Origin of the sequence: Streptomyces sp. NPDC048419 (genome assembly GCF_043200415.1) — a bacterium.
Taxonomy (GTDB): domain Bacteria; phylum Actinomycetota; class Actinomycetes; order Streptomycetales; family Streptomycetaceae; genus Streptomyces.
Genome location: NZ_JBICXT010000002.1, coordinates 242,671 through 260,175, shown reverse-complemented (window position 1 = coordinate 260,175; position 17,505 = coordinate 242,671). Strand labels below are relative to the sequence as shown.

At 71.5% G+C, this 17,505-nt stretch carries 18 protein-coding genes; 7 read left to right on the top strand and 11 right to left on the bottom strand.

The window, feature by feature from the left end; genetic code table 11:
• Window positions 1-58: 58 nt before the first annotated feature.
• Window positions 59-3,259 (top strand): tetratricopeptide repeat protein, encoded by a 3,201-nt coding sequence (locus ACGFYN_RS05145; RefSeq protein ID WP_393864372.1) that lies wholly within the window; start codon window positions 59-61, stop codon window positions 3,257-3,259.
• A gap of 27 nt (window positions 3,260-3,286) precedes the next feature.
• Here the strand turns inward: ACGFYN_RS05145 and ACGFYN_RS05140 are convergent, their stop codons facing one another.
• Window positions 3,287-3,535, bottom strand: coding sequence for a hypothetical protein (locus tag ACGFYN_RS05140; RefSeq protein WP_393864371.1), 249 nt, complete (start codon window positions 3,533-3,535; stop codon window positions 3,287-3,289).
• A complete protein-coding gene (gene mca, locus ACGFYN_RS05135) occupies window positions 3,528-4,388 on the bottom strand; it encodes a mycothiol conjugate amidase Mca (protein ID WP_393864857.1) in 861 nt (286 codons plus the stop codon). The genes ACGFYN_RS05140 and mca overlap by 8 nt, the downstream gene beginning before the upstream one ends.
• Before the next feature lie 135 nt (window positions 4,389-4,523).
• Between mca and ACGFYN_RS05130 the strand changes: the two genes are divergently transcribed.
• Both ACGFYN_RS05130 and greA read left to right on the top strand, forming a co-directional pair.
• Window positions 4,524-4,922, top strand: coding sequence for a DUF4307 domain-containing protein (locus tag ACGFYN_RS05130; protein ID WP_393864370.1), 399 nt, complete (start codon window positions 4,524-4,526; stop codon window positions 4,920-4,922).
• 178 nt (window positions 4,923-5,100) lie between these two features.
• Window positions 5,101-5,601, top strand: coding sequence for a transcription elongation factor GreA (gene greA / locus ACGFYN_RS05125; RefSeq protein ID WP_393864369.1), 501 nt, complete (start codon window positions 5,101-5,103; stop codon window positions 5,599-5,601).
• An 81-nt stretch (window positions 5,602-5,682) separates the two neighbouring features.
• On the opposite strand, the gene ACGFYN_RS05120 is transcribed toward greA, so the two are convergent.
• The 3 genes from ACGFYN_RS05120 to ilvA form a co-directional block, all read right to left on the bottom strand.
• Complete coding sequence (locus ACGFYN_RS05120; protein ID WP_393864368.1) at window positions 5,683-6,540, bottom strand: ABC transporter permease; 858 nt, start codon at window positions 6,538-6,540, stop codon at window positions 5,683-5,685.
• Window positions 6,537-7,550 carry an ATP-binding cassette domain-containing protein gene (locus ACGFYN_RS05115; protein WP_393864367.1) on the bottom strand — a complete coding sequence of 338 codons (1,014 nt, stop codon included), beginning with the start codon at window positions 7,548-7,550 and terminating at the stop codon, window positions 6,537-6,539. The genes ACGFYN_RS05120 and ACGFYN_RS05115 overlap by 4 nt, the downstream gene beginning before the upstream one ends.
• A gap of 205 nt (window positions 7,551-7,755) precedes the next feature.
• Complete coding sequence (gene ilvA / locus ACGFYN_RS05110; RefSeq protein ID WP_393864366.1) at window positions 7,756-8,985, bottom strand: threonine ammonia-lyase; 1,230 nt, start codon at window positions 8,983-8,985, stop codon at window positions 7,756-7,758.
• A gap of 163 nt (window positions 8,986-9,148) precedes the next feature.
• Between ilvA and ACGFYN_RS05105 the strand changes: the two genes are divergently transcribed.
• The 3 genes from ACGFYN_RS05105 (at window position 9,149) to ACGFYN_RS05095 (ending at window position 10,603) form a co-directional block, all read left to right on the top strand.
• Window positions 9,149-9,655: a MarR family winged helix-turn-helix transcriptional regulator gene (locus tag ACGFYN_RS05105; protein WP_393864856.1), complete on the top strand. Its 507-nt coding sequence runs from the start codon at window positions 9,149-9,151 to the stop codon at window positions 9,653-9,655.
• Between the two features lie 170 nt (window positions 9,656-9,825).
• Window positions 9,826-10,329, top strand: a complete 504-nt coding sequence (locus ACGFYN_RS05100; RefSeq protein WP_393864365.1) for a sigma factor-like helix-turn-helix DNA-binding protein — start codon at window positions 9,826-9,828, stop codon at window positions 10,327-10,329.
• A gap of 25 nt (window positions 10,330-10,354) precedes the next feature.
• Window positions 10,355-10,603, top strand: coding sequence for a hypothetical protein (locus tag ACGFYN_RS05095; RefSeq protein ID WP_393864364.1), 249 nt, complete (start codon window positions 10,355-10,357; stop codon window positions 10,601-10,603).
• Between the two features lie 13 nt (window positions 10,604-10,616).
• Here ACGFYN_RS05095 and ACGFYN_RS05090 read toward each other — a convergent pair whose 3' ends face one another.
• Entirely contained in the window at window positions 10,617-11,771 is a 1,155-nt protein-coding gene (locus tag ACGFYN_RS05090) for a cystathionine gamma-synthase (RefSeq protein WP_393864363.1), read from the bottom strand.
• A gap of 122 nt (window positions 11,772-11,893) precedes the next feature.
• Here ACGFYN_RS05090 and ACGFYN_RS05085 point away from each other — a divergent pair, with 122 nt between their 5' ends.
• Window positions 11,894-13,012, top strand: coding sequence for a hypothetical protein (locus ACGFYN_RS05085; RefSeq protein ID WP_393864362.1), 1,119 nt, complete (start codon window positions 11,894-11,896; stop codon window positions 13,010-13,012).
• A 115-nt stretch (window positions 13,013-13,127) separates the two neighbouring features.
• Here ACGFYN_RS05085 and msrA read toward each other — a convergent pair whose 3' ends face one another.
• From msrA to ACGFYN_RS05060, 5 genes are all read right to left on the bottom strand, one after another.
• Complete coding sequence (gene msrA, locus ACGFYN_RS05080) at window positions 13,128-13,640, bottom strand: peptide-methionine (S)-S-oxide reductase MsrA (protein ID WP_393864361.1); 513 nt, start codon at window positions 13,638-13,640, stop codon at window positions 13,128-13,130.
• Between the two features lie 108 nt (window positions 13,641-13,748).
• Window positions 13,749-14,408 (bottom strand): response regulator, encoded by a 660-nt coding sequence (locus ACGFYN_RS05075; RefSeq protein ID WP_393864855.1) that lies wholly within the window; start codon window positions 14,406-14,408, stop codon window positions 13,749-13,751.
• 79 nt (window positions 14,409-14,487) lie between these two features.
• Window positions 14,488-15,648, bottom strand: coding sequence for a sensor histidine kinase (locus ACGFYN_RS05070; RefSeq protein WP_393864360.1), 1,161 nt, complete (start codon window positions 15,646-15,648; stop codon window positions 14,488-14,490).
• Complete coding sequence (locus tag ACGFYN_RS05065; protein WP_393864854.1) at window positions 15,645-16,478, bottom strand: CPBP family intramembrane glutamic endopeptidase; 834 nt, start codon at window positions 16,476-16,478, stop codon at window positions 15,645-15,647. Before ACGFYN_RS05065 ends, ACGFYN_RS05070 begins: the two co-directional genes overlap by 4 nt.
• A gap of 462 nt (window positions 16,479-16,940) precedes the next feature.
• Window positions 16,941-17,438 carry a hypothetical protein gene (locus ACGFYN_RS05060; RefSeq protein ID WP_393864359.1) on the bottom strand — a complete coding sequence of 166 codons (498 nt, stop codon included), beginning with the start codon at window positions 17,436-17,438 and terminating at the stop codon, window positions 16,941-16,943.
• Between the last annotated feature and the right edge of the window lie 67 nt (window positions 17,439-17,505).

The window sequence follows — 17,505 nt, the reverse complement described above, 5'->3', positions numbered from 1 at the left end:
GGGCTCGACTCGAAGGACACTCGTAGCCAGAGGAGTTGCCGCCGGAGGGGGACGTGACATGCGGGACAGCCATCGGGCGGACGCCGAACGGCTGTTGGCCCGGGCCGTCGAGGAAGAAGTACGACGCTCCGGAGGACGCACCGACGGGACGGTACTGCTCTCGCGGTCGCGCGGCGCGCTGGACGCGATGGCGCAGACGGCCGGCGAGGAGTACGAGGCCTACACGCGCGCACTCGACGAGACGGAGGCCGGCCGGCTCACCTTCGCCCAGAGGTACGCCCAGGAGGGGGCCGGAACTCCCTTGCTGGTGGCGGCCGTTGCCGCCCTCACCGCCGCGGTGGCCGACCTGGCCCTCGGCACCGACACGGGCACGGCGCTCGGCGCGGGCGTCACCGTGGGCGTGGCGGGCGCGGCGGCGACCGTGATCAAGGTGGCCGGCTCGCATCTGCCCGCGGCGCACCACCGGGCGGGCGCCGCGAGCCAGCCGGGCGGGCCGGAGCAGCTGCGGCTTCAGTGGCTGACGGCTCTGGAGGTGCGTGGCATCCGCCCGTTCCTCGACCAGCAGCGCGTGCTCGCCGCGTCCACCGGCCCGAAGAAGACGGGGCCGAAGCTGCGCGGTACGGACAAGAGCGCGGCGGCCCGCGGGCGCAGCGTGCTGGCCCAGTCGTTCGGTCAACTCCCCGAACCCGCGGGCGAGTTCGCGGGCAGGCGGCAGGAGATGGCGCGGATCAGGCAGTGGGTGCAGGCGGCCCGCGCGAGCACGGAGACCCGCCCGACGGTGGTGGTGCTGCACGGACCGCCCGGCAGCGGCCGTACGACTCTGGCCGTGCGCGCCACGCACGACCTCAAGGACTACTTCCGCGGCGCCTGTGTCGTGGACCTGCGCGGCGGCAACCCGGAGGAGCCGCCGCTGTCCACCCGCGACGCCCTGCTGCACCTGCTGAACCGGCTCGGCGCGCCGCGCGAACAGCTGCTGTTCCGTGAGCGCTCCTCCCCCGACCAGCAGGTCAAGCGACTGAGCGAGCTGTACCACCAGCATCTGACGGGCCTGGCCGTGACGATCGTCCTGGACGACGCCTCCGACCCCGAGCAGGTCCGCACGCTCGTCCCCGAGCGGTCCGACAGCCTGGTCCTGGTCACCGCGCGCGAGCCACTCGAACTGCCCTCCGACCTCCAGGCCCACCTCCACGAACTCCCGATCGAGGCACTGGACCAGGCGGGCGCGGAGGAGCTGCTGGAGGCGGCGGCCCAGGACAGCACCGGCCCCTACGACGCCGACTCGGCCGACCGGATCCGGGAGTTGTGCGGCGGGCTGCCGCTGGCGCTGTCCGTCGCCGGCTCGTCGCTGGGCCCGCGTTCACCGCGCCAGCTCGCCACCGATCTCGGGGTGTACGGCCCCGTGGAGCCGATCGAGCGCGCGCTGTGGCTGCGTTACACCGACCAGCCGCAGACGGCCCGCCGGCTGCTGCGCCGGCTGGCCCTCGCCGGCCGCGCCTCCCTCGGCGCCGCGGCGGCCGCCTCCCTGCTGGCGACGGACGAGTCGGAGGCGACGCGTCATCTGACGGCCCTGTCCCGGGCGGGCCTGATCGACCATGTGCCCGGCAACCGCTACCGCCTCCACGACCTGGTCCGCGCCTTCGCCCACGCCCGCCTCCTGGACGAGGAGGAGCCCACGGAGCGCACGGCCGCGCAGGAGCGCCTGATCGTGAACTACGCCGATCTGGCCGACTCGGTCCTGCGCCTGGTCGACGGCAACATGTCGACCCGCTCAGACCGCTTCAGCCCGCACGGCTTCACCTCGCTGGACGAGGCGCTGCGCTGGCTGGACGACGAGTCGAGCTTCATCACCTCCACGCTGCGGCACGCGGAGGGCGTGAACCAGGCGGCGGTGCTGAATCTGCTCGGCGCGCTGTGCGACTACTGCCTGCTGCGCGGCGACCTCTACCGCCTGGGCGAGATCAGCGAGCTGGCGCAGGCCGTCGACCAGGGCCTGCTGGTCCGCTCGGTGCAGTGGCGCACGGGCATCGCGGCCCGTCAGCTCGGCGAGCTCGACAAGGCGCGGACGACGCTGACCTCGGTGGTCGATCTCTACATGGAGGCCCACCACGACGCGGGCGCCGCCCGCGCCCTGTGCTCCCTGGGCATCACCCTGCACCACCAGGGCAATCTCACGGAGGCGGCGAGCAAGCTGCGCGAGGCGCTGGACCTCCAGGCGGCCCCCGAGCTGGCGACGGACCGCGCCTGGACGATGCACGCCCTGGCCGCCGTCGAGCGCGACCGCGGCCATGTCTCCGAGGCGCTGCACCTGCTCTCCGAGTCCCTGGTGCTGCACCACGACGGTGAGTCCGTGCACGGCGAGGCCTGGGCCCACTTCCAGCTCGGCCAGCTCTCCCTGCGCATGGGCGACGTACCGCGCGCGGAGACGGAGCTGAGCGCCGCCCTCGACCGCTACGGCCGTACCCGTGACGCCCGCGGCGAGGCCTGGGCCTTCACCCAGCTGGCCCGCGCCCGGCTCGTCGCCGGCGACGCGTCCCCGGCGGTCGACGGCCTGCGCCAGGCGGCGTCCAGACACCGCGACAACGAGGACGCGCGCGGCGAGGCCTGGACGGTCTACTACCTCGGCCAGGCCCTGGAGGAGACGGGCGACCTCGACCACGCGGTGCGCGAACTGGAGCGCTCGCGCACGATGTTCTCCCGGATGCGCGACGTGTACGGCCTGGCCTGCGCCCGCCACCACTCGGCCCGGGTCACCCGCGACCAGCGGGCGGCCCAGACGGGCTCGCTCAGGAACTCCGGCTTTGCCCGCCAGCTCCTGGTCGACGCCCGGGCGGACTTCCAGCGCATCGGCGTCGCCCACGGCGAGGCATGGACCTGCCTGGAACTCGCGGTGGTGGACGGGGGCAACGCCCGCACACAGCAGGCGCTGACGCTGTGCGACGAGGCCGTGGCCCTGTTCACGTCCTACGGCGACCGTCGCGGCGAGGACTGGGCCCGCTTCCTGCGCTGCACCCTGCTCCCCTACGCGGCCCCCGGTGGCGTGGAGATCGGCACGGCGGTCGCCCAGGAGGAGCTGACCCAGCTCTCCCGCACGGCTCACCCCCTGCGGGACGAGAAGCTCGACGACTACGTGGAGGCGTACCAGCTGCTGCTGGAGCGCGGGGTGAACCTCGACGACGGCTGGCAGGGCTGGCGCCTCGGCATGGTGCCCAGCCGGCACGCACGGGAGGTGATGGGGGTGGCGGTACCGGCCAGTCACTGACCGGGGGCCGCCCCTCACCCGTCCGCGTCAGCCCTGGCGGGCCTCGGAGTCGGCGGAGGTCTCCGCCGGCTCGCCGTCCCGGTCGGCCGCTTCCTTGAACTTGACCTTGCCCATGTGCCGGTTCATGGACTTCATCAGTACCCACACCGCCAGGGCCATCGCCGCGAACACGATGAAGCCGAGGACGCCGGGGGTGACCTTGTTCTCGTCCACCTCCTTGGCGAGGGGGACGAGGTGCGTCATTGCCAGGCTCACGCTTGCGCTCATGTCAGGCATTGTCGCGGATGCCCGCGAAGAGGTCGTCCTCGGGGAGGGAGCTGTCGACGAGCGACTTCGCGAGCTCGTACTCCTCCGTCGGCCAGACCTCCTTCTGGATCTCCATCGGCACCTTGAACCAGCCGCCGTCGGGGTCGATCTGCGTGGCGTGCGCGATCAGCGCCTTGTCGCGGATCTCGAAGAAGTCTGCACACGGAACGTGCGTGGTCAGCGTGCGCTCGACGCGCTCGAACTCCTGCCAGCGCTTGAGCCAGTCCCCGTACGGCGACTCCATGCCACGGTCGAGCAGCGCGTGGTGCAGGGCCTCGGTGCGCGGGCGGTTGAAGCCCTGGTTGTAGTAGAGCTTCAGCGGCTGGTAGGCGGGGCCGTACTCGGCCTCCGGGTACTTCTCGGCGTCCGCCGCGCCCTCGAACGCCACCATCGAGATCTTGTGGGTCATGATGTGGTCGGGGTGCGGGTAGCCGCCGTTCTCGTCGTAGGTGGTGATCACCTGCGGGCGGAACGAACGGATCTGCTTCACCAGCTCACCGGCCGCCTTGTCGACGTCCTCCAGGGCGAAGCAGCCGTCGGGCAGCGGAGGCAGCGGGTCGCCCTCGGGCAGGCCCGAGTCGACGAAACCGAGCCACTCCTGATGGACGCCGAGAATCTCCCGGGCCTCGTCCATCTCCTTCTTGCGTACCTCGTGGATGTGCTCCTCGATGTACTTGTCGCCCTGCAGCTTCGGATTGAGGATGGAACCGCGCTCCCCGCCGGTGCAGGTCACGACCAGCACGTCCACCCCCTCGGACACGTACTTCGCCATGGTCGCCGCGCCCTTGCTCGACTCGTCGTCGGGGTGGGCGTGGACGGCCATCAGTCGCAGCTGGTCAGTCAAGACTCAATCCTCGTAAGTCGGCGCCCCCGGTGTCTTCGGGTGCGATCGGCGGCTTCTATAGTGACCGAACCGGGGGGCGAAAAATTCCGGGACCCGGTTTCCGAGGGGACGATCATGAGCACGGCGAGCACACAGCTGCCCGAGGGCCGCTACGGCCGCTCCTCGGACGAGCGCGCCGACCGCAAGCTCAAGGTCGCCGGCGCCGTCCTCGCTGCGGTACTCCTCGCCCTGGTCGGCTACTTCGCCTATCACTACGTCGCCCAGAGCAAGATCAGCGCCGAAGTGATCACCTTCGATGCGCAGAAGAACGCGGTGAACGTGCATCTGGAGGTCCACAAGGACGCCGGCACCAGCGGCTACTGCACCCTGCGCTCCCAGGCGGCGGACGGCGCCGAGGTGGGCCGGGCCGACTTCCGCTTCGGCGGGGACGCCACCCGCATCGACAAGGTCGTCACGCTCCGTACGACGGCCAAGGGCACCACGGCGGAGCTGCTCGGCTGTCACGCCGACTGACGCCTACCCTCCCTGGCCGGAATGCGTAGACGCTGACCTGCGCTGACGTATTTCTGATGGCTTATGTCCTCCCCCTTGCGCCGCGGAATTGTTAGGCTCGTGGTTTCGCCCTTCCGTGAAGGAACATTCTTCTGGGTAGGGCGATGCTTTGTATTCCCAGTACCTACGAGGAGCACCTGTGACCCAGACCAGCGAGAACGTCACCTGGCTGACCCAGGAGGCGTACAACCAGCTCAAGGCCGAGCTGGAGCACCTGTCTGGTCCCGCGCGCACGGAGATCGCCGCCAAGATCGCGGCCGCGCGCGAGGAGGGCGACCTGCGGGAGAACGGCGGGTACCACGCGGCCAAGGAGGAGCAGGGCAAGCAGGAGCTCCGTGTGCGCCAGCTGACCCAGCTCCTGGAGAACGCCAAGGTCGGCGAGGCTCCGGCGTCCGCTGACGGCGCCGTGGCGCCCGGCATGGTCGTCACGATCGCCTTCGACGGCGACAAGGACGACACGACGACCTTCCTGCTGGCCTCGCGCGAGTACGCGAGCTCCGACATCGAGACGTACTCGCCGCAGTCCCCGCTGGGGTCCGGCGTGATCGGCCACAAGGTCGGCGAGGACGCGGAGTACGAGCTGCCCAACGGCAAGAAGGCTTCCGTGACGATCCTCAAGGCCGAGCCCTACAACGGCTGATCCCGGCCGCCAGGCAAGACCGCACGTCCTCGACGAGCCCCCGGTGTCCTGCTGACGCCGGGGGCGTCGTCGTGTCCCGGGTCAGGCGGTCGCCGAGCGGTACTTCCGCACCGCCAGCGTCCTGAATACGACGATGATCAGGGCCGAGTAGATCAGCGAGGCCCACACGGGGTGCACCATGGGCCAGGCGTCCGACGGCGACTGGCCCGGGTTCGCGAACAGGACACGGCAGGCCTGGACCGTGGCGCTGAAGGGGTTCCATTCGGCGATGTGGCGCAGCCACGGGGTCATGTGGCTGGTGTCCACGAAGGCGTTCGAGATGAACGTCACCGGGAACAGCCAGATCAGCCCGCTGGACGTGGCCGCCTCGGGGGTGCGCACCGACATGCCGATCAGGGCGCCGATCCAGGTGAAGGCATAGCCGAGCAGGAGCAGCAGGCCGAACGCGCCCAGCACCTTGCCCGCGTTCGTCTCGCCGTTCGTCCCCACGCGCCAGCCGACCAGCAGGGCCACCAGGGCGAGGACGACCAGGGTCAGCGCCGTCTGCACCGAGTCGGCGAGCGTGCGCCCGGTGAGGACCGCACCGCGCGCCATGGGCAGGGAGCGGAAGCGGTCGATGAGGCCCTTGTGCATGTCGTCGGCGATACCCGCGCCGGAGCTGGCGGTGGCGAAGGTGACGGTCTGCGCGAAGATGCCCGCCATCAGGAAGTTCTTGTAGTCGGTGGCGCTGGTGCTGCCGCCGATCTGCATGGAGCCGCCGAAGACGTAGGTGAAGAGCACCACGAACATGATCGGCTGGATCAGGCCGTAGATGATCATCTCCGGGATGCGGGACATGCGGATCAGATTGCGCTTCGCGACGACCATCGAGTCGCGGAACGACTGACTGACGGGGTTCCCGGTCGGTGCGACCCGCACGGCGTCCGTGACGGCGCTCACTTGGCTGCCTCCTTCTTGTGCCGGCGGTCCTTGGCCGCCGCCTTCCCGGATGCGCCGTTCTCTTCCTCTGCCTCGGCCATATGTCCGGTCAGGGAGAGGAACACGTCGTCGAGGGTCGGGCGGCGCAGCCCGATGTCGTCTATCTCGATGCCGCGGGCGTCCAGCTCCCGGATGACCTCGGCAAGCAGCTTGGCTCCGCCGCTGACGGGCACCGTGAGCTTGCGGGTGTGCTCCTCGACGGTGAGCTCCCCCTTGCCGAAGCCGGTCAGGACCTCACCGGCGGTGGCGATGTGCTCGCGCTCGTGCACCACGACCTCGACGCGCTCGCCGCCGGTGCGGGCCTTGAGCTGGTCGGAGGTGCCGCGGGCGATGACATGGCCGTGGTCGACGACCACGATGTCGTGCGCGAGATGGTCGGCCTCTTCCAGGTACTGCGTGGTCAGCAGCAGGGTCGTACCACCGGAGACGAGCCGCTTGATGACGTCCCACAGCAGCTGGCGGTTGCGCGGGTCGAGGCCGGTCGTCGGCTCGTCCATGAACATCACCGGCGGCGAGACCACCAGCGCCGCGGCCAGGTCGAGCCGGCGGCGCATGCCTCCGGAGTAGGTCTTCGCGGGACGGTCGGCGGCGTCCGCGAGGTCGAACTGCTCCAGCAGCTCCGCGGCCCTGGCCTTCGCGGCCCTGGCCCTCATCTGGTAGAGCTGGCCGACCATTTGCAGGTTCTCGCGGCCGGTCAGGTATTCGTCGACCGCGGCGAACTGGCCGGACAGGCCGATGGATCGGCGCACCTCGTTGGGCTGCTTGAGCACGTCGAGGCCGGCCACGATCGCCTTGCCGCTGTCGGGCCGCAGCAGGGTGGTCAGGCAGCGGACCGCCGTCGTCTTGCCCGCGCCGTTCGGCCCGAGCAGGCCCAGGACGGTGCCCTCGGGGACATCGAGGTCGACGCCGTCCAGAGCCCTTACGTCACCGAAGGTCTTGACCAGGCCTTCGGCATAGATGGCGCCTGGCATGTGAGTCTCCACGTCGTCGGGGATTCTTCGAAAAGCCTAGATTCGTACGTTTCGCTCCGCCTGATGGGTGGCGGGGCGGGCGGGTGCGAGACACACCGTAACGCGATGTATCGCGTCTCTCAACGGATTTTCCCGATCGAGTGACGAAGAGCCCTGAGCTGGTCGTTCCGCTTGAGCGCCCCACGATCGCCGGGCGCCCGGCGCCTCAGTCGACGACCGTGTGGCCCGCCTCGCGCAGGGCCCGGCCGACTTCGAGGCAGTGCTCCGGCCCCTTCGTCTCCAGGTGCAGCTCGACCTCCGCCTCCGTGAGCCCGAGCCGTGGATCGGTCCGTACGTGACTCACATCGAGGACGTTAGCGTCCAGCACTGACAACACCCCGAGAAGAGTGGCGAGGGCCCCCGGCCGGTCCGTCAGCCGCAGCCGTACGGCCAGGTAGCGGCCCTGCGCCGCCATGCCGTGCCGCAGGACGCGCTGCATCAGCAGCGGGTCGACGTTGCCGCCGGACAGCACCGCGACCACCGGGCCCTCGAAGGCCCCCGGCTCGCTCTGCAGCGCCGCCACCGGGCTCGCCCCGGCCGGCTCGACGACCAGCTTGGCCCGCTCCAGGCACAGCAGCAGCGCGGCGGACAGCGCGTCCTCGGAGACCGTGCGGACCTCGTCCATCAGGTCGCGGACGATGGCGAACGGCACGTCGCCGGGCCGCCCGACCTTGATGCCGTCGGCCATGGTCACCGGGTTCTGGATCGACACCGGGCGCCCGGCCGCGATCGAGGGCGGATACGCCGCCGAGCCCTCCGCCTGAACGCCCACGATGCGCACGTCCGGCCTGAGCGCCTTCACCGCCACCGCGATGCCGGCCGCGAGGCCTCCGCCGCCGACGCCGACCACGATCGTGCGCACCTCCGGGCACTGCTCCAGGATCTCCAGCCCGACCGTGCCCTGGCCCGCGATGACGTCGGGGTGGTCGAAGGGGTGGATGAACACCGCGCCCGTCTCGGCCGCGTACGCCTGCGCCGCGGCCAGCGTCTCGTCGACCACCTGTCCGTGCAGGCGCACCTCGGCGCCGTACTCCCGCGTGGCGCTGATCTTCGGCAGCGGGGCGCCCATCGGCATGAACACCGTCGCCCGCACGCCGAGCAGCGAGGACGCGAGGGCTACGCCCTGCGCGTGGTTGCCCGCGCTCGCCGCCACGACTCCGGCGGCACGCTCCTCGGGCAGCAGCCCGGCGATCCGCACATACGCGCCCCGCAGCTTGAACGATCCCGTCCGCTGGAGGTTCTCGCACTTGAAGTGCACCGGCGCGCCCACCAGCTGGGACAGGTGCCTGCTGCCCTCCATCGCCGTCGCCCGCGCCACGCCCGAGAGCATCTTCTGCGCGCCCCGCACGTCGTCGAGGGTCACGGGCCGCAAGGAGTCAGCCGTGCTGTAGCTCATGACTCAAGCATCGCAGTTCACAGGCGCACGGCACCTGTGTGACCAACCTCCGAGACTGGTTTGCGCAGCGCCGGTACGGCCTGCCCCCGGGCCGCGTACTCTGTCCCCCATTCCAGCAGCCTCTTCATGAAGCGAGCCTCCGGCCATGCCCACAACACCAGAAATGTCGATGGACATGACGACCGTCGGTGACACCGGTCTTCTCGACACGCTGCAGCACGAGGTGGCGGTCTTCGCCCGCCGTGCCGAACAGACCCGGCTCGGGGGGGTCGGGCAGGTGCGCAACTCCATGGACCGCGCCGCCTACCTGCTGCTCAACCGCCTCGACAAAGAAGGACCCATGGGCGTCAAGGCGCTCGCGGCGAGCATGGGCATCGACTCCTCGACGGTCACCCGGCAGGTGGCGCCGCTCGTGGACACCGGCCTCGTCAAGCGCACCTCGCACCCCGAGGACGGACGCGCCGTGGTCCTTCAGCTGTCCCCGCGCGGACTGTCCCGCCTCGAGGAGGTGCGCTCGTCCAGGCGCCAGCTCATGGCCGAGCTGACACAGGACTGGGAGCCGGAGGAGCGCGAGGCGTTCTGCGCGCTCCTGACGCGCTTCAACGTCGCGCTCTCCTCCCGGATGTCGCCCCAGGGCATGCCCGGACCCGACGCACCGGACGCCTCCTAGGTCCCCGTCCGCGCCTTCGCCCCGCCGGCTCTTACCCGCGCGTGCCGCCCGGCTCTTGACCGACGGGGCACCCCTGGCCTCATATGAGATCGGGTCCTCCTCGTACGCGGTTCAGCATCCCGTGCGCGGCAGAGGTTCCGTTTCGTTTCGCCGTGAGGGCGGGAGGCGCGGTGCGGCAACGGCAGGCGTTCCAATCCGCCCGCCGGGCCCGGGAGTTCGAGGCATTCGTCGCGGGCGCGGCAGGGCGGCTTTTGCATGCCGCCACGCTGCTCACCGCGGAGGCGCCGGACGACAACCCGCGCGCGCGGCGCCTGCTGACGCTGGCCCTCGCGCACACGTACAGCACCTGGGACCGGTTGCGCGGCGAGGACCCCTACGACCGCACCCGCCAGTACCTGGCCACCCGCTTCGCGCGTGCGGCCTGGCACCAGTACGGCGGTTTCGGCCGGTCCCGCCCGCATCCGGACAGCCCGCTGGCCGGGCTCGTGCCGCAGGAGCGCCTGATCCTGGTCCTCAGGCTCTACGAGGGTGTCGCCGAGGAGCAGACGGCGGCGCTGCTCGGCCTGCCGACCGAACGCGTCCGCACCATCTGCGACCGGGCCACGGCGTCGCTGCTGCATCCGCCGCGCGGCCCCGCACGGACGGTCGCGGGCCCGAAGGTGGCGCCGTCATGAGGCGCGCGGGCGTGGGGAGGGGCGCATGAACCGGGCCGAGCGCGAGGCAGCGGCACGGCACATCATGGAGCGGGTTCCGCCGCGGGTGCCGCCGGAGCTGTACGGGGACGTCGTGCGCCGCGGCACCCGCAGCCTGCGCCGCAGAAGGGCGGCCCGGCGGCTGCTGTGGCTGCTGCTGTGCGCCGCGGCCGTGGCGTTCCTCGTCTGGGCCTTGATGGCCCGCCCGTGGGTGGAGCCGCCCTCGCAGACGACTCCCCCGTACACGGGCTGGTGAGCGCGGCGTCTGCCTAGCCGAGCGCCTGCTGCAGGTCCTCCAGCAGGTCGTCGACGTTCTCGATGCCCACGGAGAGCCGTACGAGATCGGCGGGCACCTCGAGGGCCGAACCGGCCGCGGAGGCGTGCGTCATGCGCCCGGGGTGCTCGATCAGCGACTCGACGCCGCCCAGGGACTCGCCGAGCGTGAACACCTTGGCTCGGTTGCAGACCTCGACGGCCGCCTCCTCGCCGCCCTCGACCCGGAACGACACCATGCCGCCGAAGGCCCGCATCTGCTTGGCGGCGACCTCGTGACCGGGGTGCTCGGGCAGACCCGGGTACAGGACGCTCGTGACGCGCGCGTGCCGCGTGAGCATGTCCGCGACCTTGGTGGCGTTCTCGCTGTGGCGGTCCATGCGCACCGACAGGGTCTTGGTGCCGCGCAGCACCAGCCAGGAGTCGAAGGGGCCGGCGATCGCGCCCATCGCGTTCTGGTGGAACGCGAGCTCCTCGCCGAGCGCCTCGTCGGCGACGATCAGCGCACCGCCGACGACGTCGGAGTGGCCGCCCATGTACTTGGTCAGCGAGTGCACGACGACGTCCGCGCCGAGCGCCAGCGGCTGCTGGAGGTACGGCGTGGCGAAGGTGTTGTCGACGACGAGCTTCGCGCCCGCGTCCCGCGCGACCTGGGCGAGCGCGGCGATGTCGGTGATGCCGAGCAGCGGGTTGGAGGGGGTCTCCACCCACACCGCCTTGGTCTTCGGGGTGATGGCGGCCCGTACGGCGGACGGATCGCTGGTGTCGGCGACCGACCACTCCACCCCCCACCGGGCGACGACCTTCGCGAAGAGACGGAAGGTGCCGCCGTACGCGTCGTTGGGGATGACCACGTGGTCGCCGGGGCTGAGCAGCGTACGCAACAGGCAGTCCTCGGCCGCCAGTCCGGACGCGAACGCGAGACCTCGGCGGCCTCCCTCGAGGGCTGCGAGGTTCTCCTCCAGGGCGGTCCTGGTCGGGTTGGCGCTACGGCTGTACTCATAGCCACCGCGCAGTCCGCCGACGCCGTCCTGCTTGTAGGTCGAGACCTGGTAGATCGGCGGGACGACCGCGCCGGTGAGGGGATCGGCGGTGTTGCCCGCGTGGATCGCGAGGGTCTCGAAGTGCTGACTGATGTGCCTGTCGCTCATGTGCCCGAGCGTAGTGCGCCGACGGGGCGGGTGTCGGGCGGAGGGGCACGGGAGATCCCGGGTTCTCCACAGGCCGGGGACCGGGTTGGCCATTTGTCGGTGGCGTCTGGAACGCTTGAGCCATGGAATTTCTCTGGGTCCTGATCGCGCTGGTCATGCTCGGCTTCGTGCTGCTCCCGGTCATGCGGCGCCGTCGGGGCATGATCGAGCAGGTCCCGGCCGGCCACCCGGACGCCGCCGACCCCGCGACCTACGGATTCGTGCGCGAGGAGGAGCTGGACGTCCGCATGCCCGGCCCCGACCACGATCTGCTGGACGTCCTGGACCTGGTGCAGCGCACGCAGGACTACCGCGCGGCCTCTCAGCTGCTGGCGGGCACGGAGGCCGAGGGCGAGCTGCGCTGGCAGCGCGTGCAGGCCTTCGCGGGTGCCGCCTCGCTGGAGCTGCAGCAGCGGCCCGGCGGGGTCAGCGAGACCCCGGGCGGGCAGTGGCTGCGGGTGTGGCGGGCCGAGCAGCCCAAGGACGCGGGCGGCGCGGCGGTGCACGCGGAGTTCCTGGTGCAGCAGGCGTGGCGGACGTCGACGCCGGGCACGGACGAGTTCCGGATCATCATGGAGGAGGCGAGGTCGGCGTGCGCCGACGCGGCGCTGCTCGGTCCCGGTGACCCGATCCCGTACATCGTCGAGCTGTCGGTGGCCCGGGGACTGGCGTACTCCCAGGCGGAGTTCGAGCAGCTCTGGCTGAAGATCCTGGACCGCGACCCGGCGCACATGGGCGCGCACCTGGCGGCGCTGCACTACTGGTGCGAGAAGTGGCACGGCTCGAGGGAGCTGGCGACGTCCTTCGCGGAGGCGGCGGCCGCGCGGGCTCCGCACGGCTCACTGCTCGCCGCGATGCCGCTCTTCTCGGTCTTCGAGCACCTCCCCGAGGTGAACCTGGTCAGCGGCTTCTACCAGAGCGAGGTCGTGACGAAGGCGATGCACGGTGCGCTGCACGCGGTCCACGCGGCCCGGCCGGACGACCCCATGCTGGCGCACGTACGCCATCTCCTGGTCTTCTTCCTGGTCCGCGCCGAGCGCTGGGGCGAGGCGATGAACCAGCTCATACACATCGACGGCCATGTCGGCGCCCTGCCCTGGACCCTGTCCCCGGACCCCGCGGCGGAGTTCGCGGTCTACCGCGCGCTGGCGGTGGCGGGCTACGAGGCGAACGGCGGCAGCCCGGCGACGCTGCCGCACTGACGCGAAGACGCGCCGGCCGGCCCTGCTGCGGAGCGTCCGGGCCGGTCAAAGGCGCGGCCCGGCCGCGGGGCGTCCGCCGGCCGGCTTCCGCCCCTTGCGCCGGGCCGTCTCCCGCTCAGTCCTCCGTGCGGGCGGGCAGGCGCCAGCCCGGGCGGGGGAAGTGGCAGGTGTAGCCGTCGGGGTAGCGCTGCAGGTAGTCCTGGTGCTCGGGCTCGGCCTCCCAGAAGGGGCCGACCGGCTCCACCTCGGTGACGACCTTGCCCGGCCACAGGCCGGAGGCGTCCACGTCCGCGATCGTGTCCTCGGCGATCCGCTTCTGCTCGTCGTCCACGTAGTAGATCGCCGAGCGGTAGCTGAGGCCGATGTCGTTGCCCTGGCGGTTCTTGGTGCTCGGGTCGTGGATCTGGAAGAAGAACTCCAGGAGCGCGCGGTAGTCGGTCCCCGCGGGGTCGTAAAGGATCTCGATGGCCTCCGCGTGCGTGCCGTGGTTACGGTACGTCGCGTTCGGAACGTCACCCCCGGTGTATCCGACCCGGGTCGCCGTCACGCCCGGGAGCCGGCGGATCAGATCCTGCATCCCCCAGAAACACCCGCCCGCGAGAACGGCTCTCTGCGTCTGCGCAGCCATTGGGACCCTCCATACTTCTCAGCCAGCTGACACTGCACTCAACACGCGCGGGTTCCTGGCGATTCCTGAGCCGCCCGCCTCGGCCCCGTCACTTCACGTCACGCCTCCTCACGTCACCAGGCCGTGCCGATACGCGTAGACGACCGCCTGGACGCGGTCGCGCAGGTTCAGTTTGGCGAGGATGCGGGAGACGAAGGTCTTGACGGTTTCCTGGCTGATGACGAGGGCGCCGGCGATCTCGCTGTTGGAGAGGCCGTCCGCGATGAGGCGGAGGACCTCCAGCTCGCGGGGGGTCAGCGGGATGTCGTGCGGGGTGCCTTCCGCGGGGCGGATCCGGGCGGCGTACCGGCCGACGAGTCGGCGCGTCACCTCGGGGGCCAGCAGCGCCGCGCCCGTGGCCACGGTGCGGATGCCGTGCAGGAGCTGGGCCGGGGGCGCGTCCTTGAGGAGGAAGCCGCTGGCGCCTGCGCGGAGCGCCTCGTAGACGTACTCGTCCAGGTTGAACGTCGTCACCACGAGGACCTTCACCGGGTTCGGGACCCCGGCTCCGGCCAGCAGGCGGGTGGCCTCGATGCCGTCGAGCACCGGCATGCGTACGTCCATCACCACGACGTCCGGGAGGAGCCGGCCGGCGAGGTCGACGGCGCTCCGCCCGTCCCCGCACTCGCCCGCCACCTCGAGGTCCGGCTGGGCGTCGATGATCGTCACCAGTCCGGTACGGATCAGTATCTGGTCGTCGCAGACCAGGACGCGGATCGGCGCGGTCACGCCCGGCTCTCCTGCAGAGTTCACGGCCGGCTCCTCGCGGAGGTCACCGCGGACGTCACGACAGGCCCACCCGCCCTCCTCACGAAGAACCCCCCGCAGGGATCCGCGCCCGTACGAGAAATCCTCCGTCCGTTCCCGGGCACGCGCTGAAGTCGCCGCCCAGGACGTCGACCCGTTCGCGCAGACCCGCCAGGCCCCGTCCGCTTCCGCGGGGGGATGCCGCGCCGGAGCCGGAGCCGGTGCCGGCCGTGGTGACATGCACCGTGATCTCCTTCGTGCCGTGGGTGACCTGGACCGAAGTGCGGCTGCCGCGGGCGTGCTTGAGGGCGTTCGTCAGGGCTTCCTGGACGACCCGGTAGGCCACGAGGTCGGCGCTGCCGGTCGACGCGGCCGGGGTGCCCTCCTCCGTGAACTCCACCGGCTGTCCGGCCCGGCGGGTCTGCTCGACGAGCGTGAGCAGGCGGCCGACGGGCGGTGTCCGCGCTTCGGTGCCGTGGTCGGGGTCGAGCAGGTCCAGCAGGTGCCGCAGGTCGGTGATGGCCCGGCGGCCGGTGTCCGTGACGGCGGTCAGTGCCTGGTCCAGGCGGTCGGGGGCGGCGGTCAGATAGCGCGCCGCCTCCGCCTGTACGACCATCGCCGTCACGTGGTGGGTCACCACGTCGTGCAACTCGCGGGCGATACGGGCGCGTTCGGCGGCGCGGCTGTCCTCGGCGACCCGGAGGCGGCGCTCCGACTCCGCGGCTCTGCCGGCGCGCAGCCAGGCCCCGGCGCCCCAGCCGAGGACCACCAGCAGGTAGAAAGTCACGAACTCGCTCACCGGCTCCCCGGAGCCGATCCGGTAGAGCGACACGGCCAGCACCACGTACGCCGCGGAGAACAGCAGCGCGACCACGCGCCGGTGCCGTTGAAGATGCAGCCCCGTGCTCACCAGCGCGAACAACAGCGCGGTGCCCGCGACCAGGTGGTAGCCGCGCAGCTGGTCGGCGGCGAAGCCGAGCGAGACCAGGGCGAGACAGAGGACCGGCCACCGCCGGCGCACGGCGAGCGGCAGGCACTCCAGGGCGAGGACCGCGGCGGCCCACGCGTCGAAGGGGCGGTCCGCGACACCGCCGAGCCGGGTCCCGTGCCGCTGGAGCACCGGCAGGAGGGACACGGCGAGGAGCAGCACCCCGAGCGGGAGGTCCCGGACCGTGACGTCGAGCCGGCGCCAGAGGTCCGGGAACCGCCGAAGAGCGATCACCGGGAAACTGTAGCGGCGGCGTCAACCCCGTTGCCCTTGCGGCGACTTGGCACCAGATGGCCGCGCCGGCGGGCCAGCCGCATGAACACGGTCGTCGCCAGCAGTCCGAACAGCACCGCGTACACGCTGCCCTCCGGGCCGAAGTCGCCGCCGGTGAGCACCTCCGAGCCCGAGACGGTGGCGTCCAGCAGTCCCTGCTTGGTGCCGTTGCCGGAGACCTCGGTGCTGAAGATGCCCGACTCGGCGAAGTTCCAGCCGAAGTGCAGGCCGATCGGCAGCCACAGACTGCGGGTGGCCACGTACGCCGCCCCGAGCATGCCGCCCGCCTCGATCGCGATGGCGACGGCGCCCCACAGCGTGGCGTCCGGGTTGAACAGGTGCATCAGGCCGAACAGCCCGCCGGTCAGCGTCAGCGCGATCCAGGTGCCGACGCGTTCCTCCACGATCCGCAACAGGACGCCGCGGAACAGCAGTTCCTCGGTCACGGCGGCCGCGGCCATGAAGCCGACCAGTCCCGCCGCGCCGCTCACCGAGCCCACACCGTGGACGTCGTAGTCCCCGAGCAGGGCGAGGTTCAGGATGACGGCCCCGAACAGCGCCACGCCGAGCAGCGCGCCACGGACGGCCGCGGCCCGGGCGCCCTCCCGCGCGAGCTCGGTGACCGGGCGGTGCTCGGTCCGCCGTACCACCCACCGGTAGACGAGGACCGCGAGCACGGCGGTCAAAGTGCCCAGGATCAAGGTGAGCAGCGCGTTGTGCGCCGCGGCGACGCACTGCCCGCCGATGAACGCGACCGCCGCCACGGCCGCGAGCTGCCAGATCAGCCTCATGGAAATCCCCTCCGCCGGATCCGCGGCCGGAGCGCCGCGGCTGCCCCGAACGCTAGGGATCCGGCGGCCCGAGATCGTCACCGTGCGGTGGACACCTGCGTGTAGCTCGCACGGGGGACAGGTCCGCGCGCACGGTTCCTCCGCCCACGAGGCGACCGCCGCGGCGATCGGCAGACCGGTCTCCAGTTCGACGAAGCCGAACTGGCCGCTCCGATGGCACTCCAGGAACCACCAGATGCCCTCCTCGTCCTCGGCGAAGTCGAAGGGCCGCACGAACGGGGTTCCCGTCGCGTGCAGTTCGGCCACTGACGCGCCTCGTCGAAGCGGTATGGCGTCACCACCGGCAGAAGCCCTTGCTGCGAGGCGTAGTCGAGGGTGAACGGGCGCACTCTGAAACCTCACGGAACACACATCGGATGGCGCGTCAGATCTGTCACAGCGACAGTCGGCGTCCCGTGACGCTCACGCCGTGCGGCGCTGCTCCTGGACGGCCTTCATGAGGTCCTCCATGGCGGACCGGGTCTCCTCGTCACGCCGGTCGTCGATCGCGGCGAGGGCGGCGGCCGCGGCTTCACGGATCTGGTGGGGAAGGCCGTCGGCGGCCGTGAGGTGGTAGGCGGCCTTACGGCGCGCGACGCGTTCGGCGGCGTCCACCGCGTCGGGCCCGGACAGCGGGAAGACGGCGGCCCGGTAGGCCGAGATACCGAGCACCATCATGTCCGCGATGCCGTCGGCGTATCCGAGCGCGGCGGCCTTGCCCTGGCCCTCCCGGATGGTCGCGATCATCCGGCGCCGGGACAGGATCGTGCCCACAGCCCCGCCGCCGCCCAGGGAGAGGGCGCAGGTGACGGCGAGGAACGGCCCGTCCCACGCATAGCCGGTGAATCCTCCGAGGATCGCCAGCGCGACGGTCCACGCGGCCGCTGTCCGGGCGCTTATCTGCTCGGCTGTGGTGTCCATGACCGCAGTGTCCCAGCCGGTGCCGGTGGCACCGGAGCGGGGGGCTCCACCGGCGGCGGAAGTGGCC

Excerpts from the sequence above, each read along its gene's own strand:
- ACGFYN_RS05085 (WP_393864362.1), top strand. The coding sequence starts at position 11,894 with ATGGAATTTCTCTGGGTCCTGATCGCGCTGGTCATGCTCGGCTTCGTG.
- ilvA (WP_393864366.1), bottom strand. The coding sequence starts at position 8,985 with ATGAGCTACAGCACGGCTGACTCCTTGCGGCCCGTGACCCTCGACGAC.
- ACGFYN_RS05065 (WP_393864854.1), bottom strand. The coding sequence starts at position 16,478 with ATGAGGCTGATCTGGCAGCTCGCGGCCGTGGCGGCGGTCGCGTTCATC.
- ACGFYN_RS05090 (WP_393864363.1), bottom strand. The coding sequence starts at position 11,771 with ATGAGCGACAGGCACATCAGTCAGCACTTCGAGACCCTCGCGATCCAC.
- ACGFYN_RS05105 (WP_393864856.1), top strand. The coding sequence starts at position 9,149 with ATGTCGATGGACATGACGACCGTCGGTGACACCGGTCTTCTCGACACG.
- ACGFYN_RS05145 (WP_393864372.1), top strand. The coding sequence starts at position 59 with ATGCGGGACAGCCATCGGGCGGACGCCGAACGGCTGTTGGCCCGGGCC.
- ACGFYN_RS05130 (WP_393864370.1), top strand. The coding sequence starts at position 4,524 with ATGAGCACGGCGAGCACACAGCTGCCCGAGGGCCGCTACGGCCGCTCC.
- ACGFYN_RS05115 (WP_393864367.1), bottom strand. The coding sequence starts at position 7,550 with ATGCCAGGCGCCATCTATGCCGAAGGCCTGGTCAAGACCTTCGGTGAC.
- ACGFYN_RS05095 (WP_393864364.1), top strand. The coding sequence starts at position 10,355 with ATGAACCGGGCCGAGCGCGAGGCAGCGGCACGGCACATCATGGAGCGG.
- mca (WP_393864857.1), bottom strand. The coding sequence starts at position 4,388 with ATGGCCGTCCACGCCCACCCCGACGACGAGTCGAGCAAGGGCGCGGCG.
- ACGFYN_RS05140 (WP_393864371.1), bottom strand. The coding sequence starts at position 3,535 with ATGCCTGACATGAGCGCAAGCGTGAGCCTGGCAATGACGCACCTCGTC.
- ACGFYN_RS05060 (WP_393864359.1), bottom strand. The coding sequence starts at position 17,438 with ATGGACACCACAGCCGAGCAGATAAGCGCCCGGACAGCGGCCGCGTGG.
- msrA (WP_393864361.1), bottom strand. The coding sequence starts at position 13,640 with ATGGCTGCGCAGACGCAGAGAGCCGTTCTCGCGGGCGGGTGTTTCTGG.